This is a genomic window from Clostridium tepidiprofundi DSM 19306 (assembly GCF_001594005.1).
In the GTDB taxonomy this organism is placed as follows: Bacteria; Bacillota; Clostridia; order Clostridiales; family Clostridiaceae; genus Clostridium_AC; species Clostridium_AC tepidiprofundi.
Window position 1 is genome coordinate 56,256 of sequence record NZ_LTBA01000004.1, and the last position, 13,921, is coordinate 70,176.

Below are 13,921 nucleotides of genomic sequence, written 5' to 3' on the forward strand. Positions count from 1 at the left end.
CCCCCTTACTTATTTCTAAAATACACTTTGCTTTTAACTGAATACGTAACATTACCATCTTTTAAATTGAGCTTTATTAAAACAACATAAGCATGCTTCATTCCTTCATACTTTGTTATGTTTTCACCAATTAAGCTTATGGAATTTATATATTTAGCTATAACACTTCCAGAAACCTCATTTTGTTCTAAATTTCCATCTTTATTGATTGTATCGTTCTTTTTACCCTTTCCATACCAAAGATTACCATCTTCCAATTCGAATATGTCGTATACATAATTACCATCATCATCAGTAGACATCAATACAATCCTTGTAACATTGTCAGCATTGATACCATTACTTAAATCTGTTTGTCCACTTTTTACTTCTTGTATACCTTTTGACTCAATTGCAACATCTGTAAATTTCTTTACTGCCTTTTCTCCTTCATACTGAAGATTTAGCCGTCTATTAACATTATTTAATTCTTTATAATTGGTAAAGAAAAAATTTGATATAGGTATCAGTATTATACCTAATATTGCTAATGTAATTATCAATTCAATAAGAGTAAATCCCCTCTTAATCATTTTATTATTTTCCACCTTTTTCTAGATATTAGTTTATCCCTTGTAATATCACTCTTAACACTATTATCTGCTTTAATGTCAGTTTCTGCTTCCATATTAAAATAAGTTGGAAGATTATTAATGAAAATATCTTTGAAATCACCATAATTGTATGCAATAAGTCTTTTCACATATTCTTCATTGTAATATATCTCTTTTAAATTGCTATCAAAAAAAACCAAATCTCCTGCTGAAATAATAGTTCCTTTGAATTTAATTTTTCCACAGAAATACACATCTCCAGCAGTTATTATTATTCCTCTAAATTTGCCGTCGCTACTGTTTACATTTATCTTTATTTCTCTAGTACTGTTGTTTTTTTCGTTATTTTTATTACTTCCGTTGTTTTCGCTATTTCCAGTGTTTTTGCTATTTATTTTTTTTAATGAATTATCATTTGAATCTGGTCCAACAAAAACATAATCAGTTTTAGAATCATTATTTAACAAAATTACGTCCTTACTATTATCTACCACATTATTTTCTATTTGTCCTTCAAATTTATTAGAAATGCTGTTAAAGTCCACTTTTCCTTTTAAATTATCCGATTTGCTTACCATATACATTAATTTATTTGTTTCCCTTAATGTATCACTATCAACATTATCATCACCCATAAAAAATATTTTTCTTTTGAGTTCAGATAATTTTGCCATGTTCTCATTTATTTTATCTACTGAATAACTACCATCAATTACTTTATTCCCACTAATTACTGTTCCTGTATTAAGCAATATCTTTTTTGTATTTATATCAATTCCATTTCCACCCAAATTCAGTTTTGAAAAATTATCTTTATTGTAATTGCTATCCTCTGAATATGCTTTAAAATATTTGTCTTTATCAAATACATTTAAATCAGTATCATCTTTAAATTTAGTTGCAAGAACAAGAGGATCAATGTATTCAAATTTAATGTTATCTCCCTTTAAACTTTTCCCATCTTTATTTACAGGATTTCCATCAATCAATGGATGAGTATAGGCTTTATAGTTTCCTTTTATGGATACAGATTCACCTGTTTGATATTTATTATTATCGTTTAAGTGTATATAAGAAGTACCTTCTATTATGATGCTGTCCTCTTCACCTTGTGCTTCAATTTTTAAACTAGATCCATCAGTTCGTCCAATATCTTCAGCATTTATTATTATAGAACTAGAATGGTCACTCATTGCACTTTTACTTCCATCACTCATTCCATAATATCCTCCGCTTATAATAACATGTGACTTATTTCCGTTTAATTCCAAGTCATCCATTGTGTAAAGACTACCATCAACTTTTAAATTAGAATTTTTAGAAACAGTACTAATAATAGCATTTCTAACGTATGCAGTTCCATCAATATGGAAATTATCATTTATTCCATTTATATAAATACTTTGATCAGTATATAAATCGCCATTTATATTGACATCAGAATTATTTCTAATACTAATATTTTTATCAGCATCAGACTTGTTACCATCAATAATCAATCCGCTTTCAAATTCATATGCATTAGCTATTTCACCATCACTACCAACATTGCTCCCTTTTATGAATACATTTCCGTTTATTTTTACATTGCCTCCAAAGACATTCATATCTCCATCAATAGAAATTCCATTCAAAAAAACACTATTTTCTGGTATGTTTAGTATGTTGCTCTCTATATAATATACTGATTTATAATCAGGTACCTTTATTTCATATTCAGCTTCAACCTTTTTTTCAATATCTTTATGTTTAAATGTAGATAAAACATTTATATTCATTTTATCATCAGCAAAACTCAATGTATTTTCAACTTCAACATCAGGCTTTGTACCATCAGAATTGAATTTATAATTATCACTATCCTCAATCTCTGATTTTATATTATCTTTAACATAATTCTTAAATGTATTTTTAAATATTCCATTTTGATAACTTTTAATCTTTTCTTCATTTATGGAACCATCAGCATTAATATAAGGACTTTTATAATTTTCATCTGCAAGTATTTTTAATCTTTCGTTTTCAATTATTTTCTCTAAATTGCTTTCATCACTCTTTACTGCATTATTTCCATTCTCAATGGCTTTATCAACAACCTTACCTATAATAGCATACGCCTCATCAACTCCTGCCTCTGATGCATAAAAATTTGTTTTTATTGTGCCATTCAACTTTCTCATCCTAAAACTTCCTAATGCAGCAGACATAAAAGCAGTACCTAATATAGCTAATATGCTAAATATTATTAGCAAAAGTGCTAATGAAGATCCTTTCTTTGTTTTTTTTAAAGCTCTCATACTATCATTCCTTATTTTAAAAAAGTTTTATACCCCTTATCTTCTATAATAATATCATTAGTATTTTTATATTTAACTCTAACTGTAATCTCATAGAGCCTATTATCCGCTTTATTTTCTACAGAACTTTTATCTGTTATCTTTATAATATCATCATATTTTCTTATCTTACCCGCAATTTTATTGATGTTTATATTGGGTTCATGTGTTAGCTTGTCCGATTTAACTAAATAAATTTCTAAAACATCACTGCTCTTATTATCCAAATTAATGTCTAGCTGTTCTCCCAAGTCCCTCAATATATCAAATCTAATTTTAATTTTACCTGATTCATTCTCTCCACTTCTGGTGATTTCTTCACTTTTTAACAAAGAGTCACTATCATATATGCTAAATTTAATTTTATTTTGGGCATTATCTGCACATGTAATATCTATACGAGGTTTACTCGCACTTTGAGAAGGTATCAATGTAGAACCATCTGACATTTTATATGATTCAATTGTATTTTTTCCCTCTTCAAATACAAATTTATAATCGCATACAATACTGTCACTTCCATTTTCGCCCACTACCACATTTTGTCCAAACTTATAATCATCTATGGGGCGAATTTCACACTCAATATTATATTTACCCTCTTCATAGTTCAATTTTGAATTATTCAAAACCAATGAGTCGTCCGATTTTATCTTTTCCATATACTCTTGAGCTATATTTGTAGCATTTAACTTATCTTCTGAATCCTTAGTAATCTTAGCTGATGTCAAAACCATACTCGAAATAGGAACAATTATTATTCCTAATATAGCAATGGTAATTATTAATTCTACTAATGTAAAACCTTTTTGTTTACTCATATATACCATCCTTCTAGGTATCCATTTCTATTAAAAATACTCTAGCATACTGACTAGTTATCTTTTTGAAAATGCCTAATTTCTGTTGACTACTATATCCCCTTCTATTTTTCTAACAATCACTCTTGGTCTATCACTATCATCATATTTTATATCAATATTGACATTCTTATCTGTATTATTGTGTATCTTCAATATTGCCCCTGCAGTATCACTGCTAGAATTTCTTGAACATGAATACACACAAAAATTTATATCATTTTCGTTGGTATTAAAAATCACACCATTTCCATTGAAATCTTTAGGATATGAGTTTTTTTCGCTTTTGTATTTATAATAATATTTGCCATTAAACTTAGTAAAATAAATCTCCAATTCTTCATTATCCTTATTATCCGCATAAATATACGAATCCTGAGTATTATCATTGCTCTTTCCAAGTATTATAGTAGGCAAATCCGAACTAATAGGCTTAACTGAAAGAATAAAGTCATACTTCTTTTCTTTGTTATTTTTGTTAGAATTACTAGCTTCATTATATTCATAACCACTCTTGAAAGGGTTATATTTTCCATAATTATTATTATAATTCCATTTTGTAAATTCATCATCATACATTTTAGGTACAACATATAAATCAAGCGTTAAACTTCCCATAACAGTACCTTTGTTACCCGATATTATATTTAAATTGCTTATTATTATCTTTCTAGGAAAATCCTCAATGACACCTATAAGTTTTCTCAAATTATCATAACTTCCAGCATAATTCATGCTAACAGATACTTTTCTCAAACCCAAAGAATCATTTTTATCTTTTTTATTACTATCGCTTTTCTTATCATCTTGTTTTTCAATATATTGGTTATTTTTTAATGAAGTATATTCTCTGATTAGTTTATCAAGCAAATACTTATCTTCACTTGATTTATTTTGTTCTGATGTCGACTGATTGATATTTTCAATATTAACATCTGATATGCTTAAAGAAGTATTATGTATATTTGATTTCTTTATTATTTCATTCAAAATAAGTATTATATTTTCCTGTTCAATAGGAGGAAACAAATCCTTTGTAGCTTCTCGAATCTTTGCATTTATAATTTTAGCATTTTCACTTATTTTTTTAGTTTTAATAGCTCTATTGGTCATTTTAGATAACTGTAAATTCAGCTCACTTTTCTTACTGCTAAGATATTTAATTTTTTCTTGTTGTTTCAAAAACACAAATTTATAATATGCTGTAATCAACAATATTACAGATAATATAACAAGTGATATCTTATTGTTGTTTTTCATTTTCATTCGAGTTCACATCCTTCAAAGCACAAGTAATAGAAAAAATAAATTTATCCTCTTTCTCATTAGTGCTTATAGCAGGAATATATACCTTGCTAAATATTTTAAGACTTTTAAGATTATGTTCTAATTCAGCAATAGAAATTCTGCTATCAGCATACCCCTGTATCTGAATGCCTTTACCATTCATGCTCATAGTATTGAAATAAACCTTTTGTGGAATCGTAGACAGTATATTATCCAATAATTCATTATTAATTCTATCTTTGCTTATAATATTCCCTTTTATAACTGCAACTCTCTTATAATACTCTTCTAAAATATCATATTCCTTTTCCTCTGAACTAAGCTCTTTAATTGCTTCCTTAGCATTCTTTGAATTCATCATATTTTCCAATATAGCAATCTCTTTTTCTTGATTATTTATGTTAATGCTATTTGTTATATGTACAATCAACATAACAAATGTCACAATTATAGCCAAAACAGTAATAGCTATTCTCTTATTTCGTGATAATACTTCATTTTTTAAATAAGGCTCAAAGAAATTAAAATCCTTCATGTTCACACCTACCTAAAGTCTTATAAATGAACCAATATTGTTCAAATAAAAAACCGAATCCTCTAAATTATGTTCTTTAAAACTTATATTATCTATATTATTCAGTACACTAACAGGCATATTTAATAAATTCGCCATATAAACATCTATACCTTTTAATTTACTGCTTCCTCCATAAATATATATCTTGTTTATATTGTTGTTTTTGTTATTGTTATTATAGTAATCTACAAATTTCTTAATTTCCCTTATCCAGTCGTCTACAACCGATTTTATAATATTATTTATGAATTCTTTATTTTCATCATCATATTGTTCAATTGACAAATCACAATTTTCAATTTTTTTTATTTCAGCATTTTCAATGTCTAAACCAATTTGTCTTGAAATGTCTCCATCTATGTAGCTTCCACCCGATGAAATAATCCTCGTAAATTCAACTTTGCCATTAAGTATAACAGCAAATTCTAAAAAGTCGCTTCCCATATCTATTGTTGCAAATGTCTCATTCTTAAATTGAGTTTCAGTATTCTTTGAAAAATTGTTACATAAAAGCTTTGTAATGCAATTATAATTAATATCCAAACAAACTGGAGTAAGCTTTAATGTTTTTGCTAATTCCAAATACTTTTCAGCCATATCTTTTGGATATACAACAACTCTTACTCTCGCCTTTTGAGCATCTTCCTGCTTAAATTTTTCTAACAATACAAATTCAACTATGTACTCATCAAAATTAATAGGTAAATACTGCTGCATTTGATACTTAACTATGGACTGCATTTCAGACTGCTTCGCAAATGGAATTGTAATTATTCTAGTAATTATAGATGTACTCCTAGATGTAAAAATAACAGACTTGCATTTGATTTTTTCATCATGCAAAACTTTCTGAATTACCTCTTTTATAGAAATAATATTTACAATAATACCATCATTAATAGAATTCCTAGGAGTCCTAATCATAACTGACTTATGTATTACTATGTTTTTTCCTTTTCTTTCACACTCAACTATTTTTATATTTTGACTTCCTATTTCTATTGAAATGAACCTACCAAACAAGTATAGCACCACGCTTTCTTTTTAAAATCGCTAATCGCTAATCACTAATCACCAGAGCAGATTGTTACTTTGATGAAAATTAATACTTAGAACTTTATTCCTAAATAGATGTAGTTTTCAAGTCACAAATTTGTACTAGCCCTCTAGCACCCTAGCAATCTAGCACACTCACTTTTTTCCTACTACTTTGTTTCCTCACCTTATTTTTTCTCTCCTAGCACCTAATAAAATAATTCCCTTCAAATCACAAATTTGTACTGGCGACTAGAGACTAGAAACTGGGGATTAATCCAAAGTCACCAATCACCAAAACAAGTCATCAATTCTGTGAATAGAGAACCTATTTATTGAATAGAGAATAAGGAATAGTACTAGTTATAAGTATACAGCATTCAAGTCTCAAATCTGTATTAGATACTTGGGACTAAACCAAAGTCACCAATCCCCAATCACCAAAACAGATTGTTACTTTGATAGATATTAATTTCTAGACGAAAAAGCATTCTCTTATTGTAAGTATTATTAATCAAGTAGCAAATCTATGCTAGCAGTCTAGCACTCTAGTAATCTAGCACACTTGCTTTTTCCCTGGAGCCTTTTCCTTTCTCCTAAAGCCTAAACAGATACCGGTTTTCAAGTTACAAATTTGTACTGGAAGTCTAGTCCTCTAGCAATCTAGCAAACTTACTTTTTCCCTAGTATCTTATTCCCTCGCCTTATTCCTAGTCCCTTCTTTTCCCCATTAAAGTATAGTCCAAAGTCCTATAAGAACTTTGGACATTATTTTGAAATAATTATAATAAATATTTTTCTTCTATGCTAATCTAATGTTATTTCAGTAGATGAAACATTACTTAAACCTCCTGATTGACCTAGATATGAGTCGCTGTCAGGATATACTTCATAATATTTAGTATTACTACTTGAACCTTCTTTAACATATATAACTATCTTATCATTAGTATCTTTTGCTACACAAAAGACACCTGTTTTATACTGAGGTTTTGGTACCCCTTGAAGTTTTTCCTTAATAGCATCAGCATTAAAAGTATCTTCATTAGCTAAAACCATAGCAGCAGCATCAGCAATTAATTTTGCATTTGCCATATCAGCCTTTTTCTTTGCATTAGTTTGTATACCTGTAAGCTTAGGCACCGTAATAACAGCTAATATACCCAGTATAGCTATTACGATAATAAGTTCGATAAGTGTAAAACCTTTCTTTCTCTTTTTTATGTTTCTCATACTTTCTCCCCCTTAAACTTTTAAAATTTTATATATAAATATTTTTAACAAACAACAAAAAAATCAGTGAATAAGGAATAGTAGAGGTTGAAATTGCTACGCAATTTCTTCAAATTAATAAGATTGCCAGTTGACCAGTCGGCTAGTGACCAGCCATAAGTATATAGTAATCAAGCCACAAATCTGCACTAGGGACTGGAGACTAATTCAAAGTCACCAATCACCAATCTCCAATCGCCAAAACAGATTGTTACTTTGATGAAAACTAATACTTAGAACTTTATTCTTAAATAGGTGTAGTTTTCAAGTCTCAAATCTGTACTGGAGACTGGGGACTAGGGACTGGAGACTAATCCAAAGTCACCAATCACCAATCGCCAATCACCAAAACAGATTATTACTTTGATAGATATTAATCTCTAAACGAAAAAGTATTTGCTTATTGTAAGTATTATTAATCAAGTAACAAATCTATACTAGCAGTCTAGCACTCTAATAAACTAGCACCCTAACATTCTAGTCCTTTAGTCCTCTGGCACTCTAGCAAACTTACTTTTTCCCTGGAACCCTTTCCTTTCTCCTAGAACCTAAACAGACGCTGGTTGTCAAATCACAAATCTGTACTAGCCCTCTAGTCCTCTGGCAATCTAGCAAACTTACTTTTTCCCTACTACCTTGTTTCCTCACCTTATTCCTAGTACCTTCTTTTCTCTCCTAGCACCTAGTACTTAAACAGATACCGGTTGTCAAGTTCCAAATTTGTATTGGAGACTGGGGACTAGAGATTGGAGACTAATTCAAAGTCGCTAATCACCAATCACCAGAGCAGATTGTTACTTTGATGAAAATTAATACTTAGAACTTTATTCTTAAATAAATGTAGTTTTCAAGTCTCAAATCTGTATTGGAGACTGGGGACTAGAGACTGGAGACTAATTCAAAGTCGCTAATCACCAATCGCCAGAGAAGATTGTTACTTTGATGAAAATTAATACCTAGAACTTTATTCTTAAATAGATACTAGTTTTCAAGTCTCAAATTTGTACTAAAGACTGGGGACTAGGGATTGGAGACTAGAAACTAGCCCCTAGCAAACTAGCAAACTACTTTTCCCTAGCACCTTCTTTTCTCTTCTAGCACCTAGTACCCTTATTCTTATTCCTACGGATATATCAGCTTTGAGCCACTTACCTTATTCTTTCCGAAATCAACTTTCACCCTATAAACTTCTATTTTCCCTGTACTAACATCTACATCTACTGCAAACCTTCCGCCTTCTTGTGGTATTGGAACTTCTTGCAAATATCCTTCGATCAAGTCCGCTGGATAATGTTTAGTGTTTTCATCTAATACAGCATTAACGCTAGTATGAGATATATCACTAGTTATTTTGTCCTGTGCCATCAGTATAGCTGTTGCATTTGCAATAATCTTTGCATTTGCCAAATCCGCTTTCTCCTTAGCCTCTTCTTTAATGCCATTCAACTTTGGTACAGTAATCATAGCCAATATTCCAAGAATAGCTATTACTATAATAAGCTCTATAAGCGTAAATCCCTTTTTACTGTCATATCTTTTATTGAACACACGACTAAATTTTTTAAAGATTTGACTTATACTTCCCATAATTTACACCTCTTTTGTATGAATCATCAATCTAAACCAATTTAAACATATTAAACATAGGTAATACCATTGCAACAACTATGCCTCCAACTAAAAGTCCCATTATTAGTATCATTATAGGCTCTATCATTGTTGTCATTTTCTTCAAAGCTGCTTCTACCTCTTCATCATAGAAATCTGCGGTTTTCTCTAGTATATTATCAAGAGAACCCGATTCCTCACCTATCTTAACCATTGAACAAAGCATTGGTGGAAAGAATTTCTCTTCATCTATCGCTTCCCCAAAAGGTATTCCTTTTACCACTTTTCCCCTTAACTCAACTACGCTTTTTTCTACTATTTTGTTTCCAACAATCTTAGAAACAACTTCAAGTGATTGAACTAATGGTATACCACTAACCAATACTGTTGCCAAGCTTCTTGTAAATCTTGCTATTATGATTTTCTTATTTGTATTCTTTATAAGCGGCATATTTATCTTTAAAGAATCAATAAACTGTATTCCTTTTTTTGTACTAAAAGCATATTTAATAACAACAACAATCACAACAATAAAAGCAAATATATAGTACCATTTGTTTACTATTGTATTGCTAACGCCTAGAAGAATTCTCGTAGGTGCTGGCAGTTGCACTCCTGTTCCAGCATACATACCTACAAATGTAGGCATAACAAATGTCAGCAAAAATACTACAACTGATATACTCATAACAGTCAATATAATAGGGTAAGTCATTGCACCCTTTATTTTTGAATTAATCTTATTTTCTCTATCATAATGCTGTGCCATTCTGTTCAATATAGAATCAAGCCTACCTGTAACTTCTCCTGCACGAACCATGTTTATAAGCAATTGAGGAAACACTTTTGTGTATTTATCCATACTACTCGAGAGGGATTCTCCTTTTTGAATATCATCATATACAAACTCCAAAGTTTCCTTTAATTTTTTGTTTTCTGTTTGCTGCTTAAGTATATTAAGTGAGTTTAATATACTTGAACCTGCATACATCATTGTATAAAATTGTCTGCAAAATATCGACAAATCCTTCGTTGTAACCTTAGAGAAATACAAAGACAGATCAACATCTTTAATATTCCTTGTTTCTTTTACAAGAACGGGATAGTAATTATTTTCCCTAATCATAGCCAAAACTTCATTTTCACTATTCGCTGTAAAAGTCCCCTCCTGCTTTTTACCTTTATCATCTATTACTTTATATTTGTATAAAGGCACACAAAACACCCCTTAATTTGCTATTCATTCAAAAAAGTATTTCTTATTAGCTCATCTACTGTTGTTACTCCATCTATAACTAAATCAATACATGCACTCTTTAATGTTTTTATTCCTTGTTTTTTGCTCAATTCTCTAATTTCCTCTGTTCCTGCATTTCTTTGCATTGCTTCTCTAAGCTCTTTTGTGATTTCCATTATTTCGTAAATTCCAACTCTGCCTAAGTAACCTGTACCATTACAAGTTGCACAGCCTTTTCCTCTGTATAATGTCAATTCATCATTGACGTCACAATGCAATATTTTCTTTTCATATTCTTCTGCATTATAGGCTTGTCTACAATTTGGACATATCTTCCTAACCAATCTCTGTGCAACTACACCTGATAATGCAGTAGATACCAAATATGGCTCAATTCCCATATCTGTAAGTCTTACTATTGCAGATGCTGAATCATTTGTATGTATCGTACTCAACACCTTATGCCCTGTTATAGCCGCTCTTATAGCAATATGTGCTGTCTCAGCATCTCTTATTTCTCCTACCATAACTATATCTGGATCCTGTCTTAATATAGATCTTAATCCTGCAGCAAAAGTAAGTCCCGTTTTAACATTAACATTTACTTGATTAATTCCTTCTATCATAAATTCAACAGGATCTTCAACTGTTATTATATTTATATCGTCAGTATTCAGTTCATTAAGAATAGCATACAAAGTAGTGGATTTACCACTTCCAGTAGGTCCAGTAACCAAAATTATTCCATTAGGACTCATTATTATGTTATCTAATTTATTCAAATCATATTGCCTCATGCCTAACTTTTCTTTATTAAGCAAAGAACCATCTTTCTTAAGTATTCTTATAACTATCTTTTCTCCATGTACGGTAGGCAAAATTGATACCCTTAAATCTATTTTTTTACCATCAACCTCTGTTATTATTCTTCCATCTTGAGGAATACGTTTTTCAGCAATGTTTAGATTCGACAGTATTTTAATACGTGCTGTAAGTGCAGCTAATGACTCCTTAGAAGTCCTCAATACTTCTTGCAAAACACCATCAACTCTATATCTTATCTTTATATATTTTTCAAATGGTTCTATGTGTATATCACTCGCTCTAGCTTTAACAGCATTAATTATAATAGAATCTATCAGCTTAACAACAGGAGCATTTCTAACATCATCAACAGTTAATTCTTCCTCTTGTTTATCATTATTCTTAGCTGTATTCTCATTTGTTAGCTCTGCAGCAACTTTTTCTACATACTGACTAGAATAGTATCTATCTATTGCATCTAAAATATCTCTTATTGTAGCTATCAATGGTATGACATCAAATCCAGATGCAATCTTAATATCATCTATAGCAAAAATATTCAGAGGATCCGACATAGCAACTCTCATTTTATTACCCAAAAAGCTAATAGGAATCACATTGTACTTTCTTGCAAGTGATTCCGGAATAGTCTCTATAGCTTTTTTGTCTACTTTTACTATGTCAAGCTTAACTTTCTTTATACCAAGCTGTTTTTCAAGCACTTCTATTATATCATCTTCAGAAAGAATTTTTTCATCAATAAGCAATTCTCCAAGCTTCTTACCTGACCCTCTTTGCTTGTTTAATATTTCTTTCAGTTGCTCCTTGGTTATCTTCCCTGTATCTATTAACAAATCGCCTAGCCTTTTTCTAGTTCTAAGCATAATAACTCCCCTTAATAATACAATTTTACAATTCATTTATTCACTACGAAAATATTTTCGTTATTACATAATTTTATTTTAATTTGAAATATTATACTAACTTAATATTACATTACTCAATTTATATCGTCAAGCATTTTTTACAAATACAGAAATTTAATGTCAAAATTCCAGTAAAAATTTTGTTTTTGTTGGGATTATTTCTGCTTATAATTAGTAAGGCACATTCAAAAAAATAAATAATAAGTCAGTATGCTAGCATATTGACTTATTATTTATTTTTATATGCATAATTACTAATTATTGCTCACATACTTATTCCAATTAATATACATATGAAACAAACTCACAATATCCTGCTCATTATAAAGCAAAATCTTTTCTATCTTATCTTTTGACATTCTATTAATATAGTCATCATCTTTAACTATCTTTGAAAAAGTTTTGGCTAAATTTGTACCGCTTATGAGTTCACTCTCTCTATTGATTTCAAAAATCTTTTCTAATTTTTTAAGTCCTGTACAAACGCCCACATATTTTTCATAGTATTTTTGCAAATCAACATGAATAAACTGCTCATTAATATCGAAATCTATACCATTCTTCTCGAATAAATACTTTATTATAGTATAATCATTATTTCCTGAGAAAGTAACCAAATATTTTTTGCCATTTTCATTTTTCTGCTTTTTAAAATATTGTTCAGCAATTTCTAAAATTTTAATAGAATCTTTTTTATTCTCAATCATATACTGTGTTACTTGCAATTCACCATTATTATAACAGCAGGCTCCAAAAACTCCTACACATATAGGTTTTTTATACACATAATGTTCCAAATCAAAAAATACTGCATCTCTAAATGCTTCTCTATTGCCATCTACATACAAAGCATATTCTAATGAGAAGCTTTCAATTTTTATTACATCGTTTTTATAAATCACATTATCACTCTTTCTACATACATTTTAATAAACTTACTATTTACTTTATATATTTTACAAAACTCCCTTTTATCTATCAGTAAGATAGTGGAGCTTTTTGCTTTAGCAAAACTTCTTCAATTTTAAAACTACCACTTGAAGAATATGATACCACAACTAAATTCAAAAGTGAATTGTCTAATCTGTAAAAACTATTGACACAAACTATATATGGTGTTATTATGATATTGAGAATAATTTTCATTACGAGGTGATAATCATGTGCATTTGCGATCTTAAACCCGGTCAAAAAGGGTATGTTAAAGAAATATATGGAAATGAAAAATTAGCTAAAAGACTTCAAGCATTAGGTTGTATTGAAGGCACAGAAATATCGGTTAAAAGAACTGCACCTCTTGGTGATCCAATAATTATTAATTTGAGAGGATTTGATTTAGCATTGAGGAAAAATGATGCTAAAAACATTTACATCAAGGAGGACTAA

12 protein-coding genes are annotated in these 13,921 nt (G+C 29.8%); 1 reads left to right on the forward strand and 11 read right to left on the reverse strand.

Annotated features, from left to right (window positions below):
* Positions 1–5 precede the first annotated feature (5 nt).
* The 11 genes from CLTEP_RS03530 to CLTEP_RS03580 all read right to left on the reverse strand — a co-directional run bounded on the left by CLTEP_RS03530 (position 6) and on the right by CLTEP_RS03580 (position 13,437).
* Complete coding sequence (locus CLTEP_RS03530; protein WP_066822747.1) at positions 6–572, reverse strand: prepilin-type N-terminal cleavage/methylation domain-containing protein; 567 nt, start codon at positions 570–572, stop codon at positions 6–8.
* Complete coding sequence (locus CLTEP_RS03535) at positions 569–2,890, reverse strand: pilus assembly PilX N-terminal domain-containing protein (RefSeq protein WP_066822749.1); 2,322 nt, start codon at positions 2,888–2,890, stop codon at positions 569–571. Before CLTEP_RS03535 ends, CLTEP_RS03530 begins: the two co-directional genes overlap by 4 nt.
* A gap of 11 nt (positions 2,891–2,901) precedes the next feature.
* Positions 2,902–3,750: a type IV pilus modification PilV family protein gene (locus tag CLTEP_RS03540; protein WP_066822752.1), complete on the reverse strand. Its 849-nt coding sequence runs from the start codon at positions 3,748–3,750 to the stop codon at positions 2,902–2,904.
* Positions 3,751–3,825: 75 nt separating this feature from the next.
* On the reverse strand, positions 3,826–5,055 hold the full coding sequence (locus CLTEP_RS03545; protein WP_066822755.1) for a hypothetical protein: 1,230 nt from the start codon (positions 5,053–5,055) through the stop codon (positions 3,826–3,828).
* Positions 5,033–5,611: a PilN domain-containing protein gene (locus CLTEP_RS03550; protein WP_066822758.1), complete on the reverse strand. Its 579-nt coding sequence runs from the start codon at positions 5,609–5,611 to the stop codon at positions 5,033–5,035. Before CLTEP_RS03550 ends, CLTEP_RS03545 begins: the two co-directional genes overlap by 23 nt.
* A 12-nt stretch (positions 5,612–5,623) precedes the next feature.
* Complete coding sequence (pilM, locus tag CLTEP_RS03555; RefSeq protein WP_066822761.1) at positions 5,624–6,676, reverse strand: type IV pilus assembly protein PilM; 1,053 nt, start codon at positions 6,674–6,676, stop codon at positions 5,624–5,626.
* A gap of 819 nt (positions 6,677–7,495) precedes the next feature.
* On the reverse strand, positions 7,496–7,921 hold the full coding sequence (locus tag CLTEP_RS03560; RefSeq protein WP_066822764.1) for a prepilin-type N-terminal cleavage/methylation domain-containing protein: 426 nt from the start codon (positions 7,919–7,921) through the stop codon (positions 7,496–7,498).
* 1,161 nt (positions 7,922–9,082) lie between these two features.
* Positions 9,083–9,547 carry a prepilin-type N-terminal cleavage/methylation domain-containing protein gene (locus CLTEP_RS03565; RefSeq protein ID WP_066822767.1) on the reverse strand — a complete coding sequence of 155 codons (465 nt, stop codon included), beginning with the start codon at positions 9,545–9,547 and terminating at the stop codon, positions 9,083–9,085.
* A gap of 31 nt (positions 9,548–9,578) precedes the next feature.
* Positions 9,579–10,784 (reverse strand): type II secretion system F family protein, encoded by a 1,206-nt coding sequence (locus tag CLTEP_RS03570; RefSeq protein ID WP_066822770.1) that lies wholly within the window; start codon positions 10,782–10,784, stop codon positions 9,579–9,581.
* A 20-nt stretch (positions 10,785–10,804) separates the two neighbouring features.
* Complete coding sequence (locus CLTEP_RS03575; RefSeq protein WP_066822776.1) at positions 10,805–12,493, reverse strand: GspE/PulE family protein; 1,689 nt, start codon at positions 12,491–12,493, stop codon at positions 10,805–10,807.
* A 296-nt stretch (positions 12,494–12,789) separates the two neighbouring features.
* Complete coding sequence (locus tag CLTEP_RS03580) at positions 12,790–13,437, reverse strand: ribonuclease H-like domain-containing protein (protein ID WP_066822779.1); 648 nt, start codon at positions 13,435–13,437, stop codon at positions 12,790–12,792.
* Positions 13,438–13,696: 259 nt separating this feature from the next.
* On the opposite strand from CLTEP_RS03580, the gene CLTEP_RS03585 reads away from it, so the two are divergent.
* Positions 13,697–13,921 carry a FeoA family protein gene (locus CLTEP_RS03585; protein ID WP_066822783.1) on the forward strand — a complete coding sequence of 75 codons (225 nt, stop codon included), beginning with the start codon at positions 13,697–13,699 and terminating at the stop codon, positions 13,919–13,921.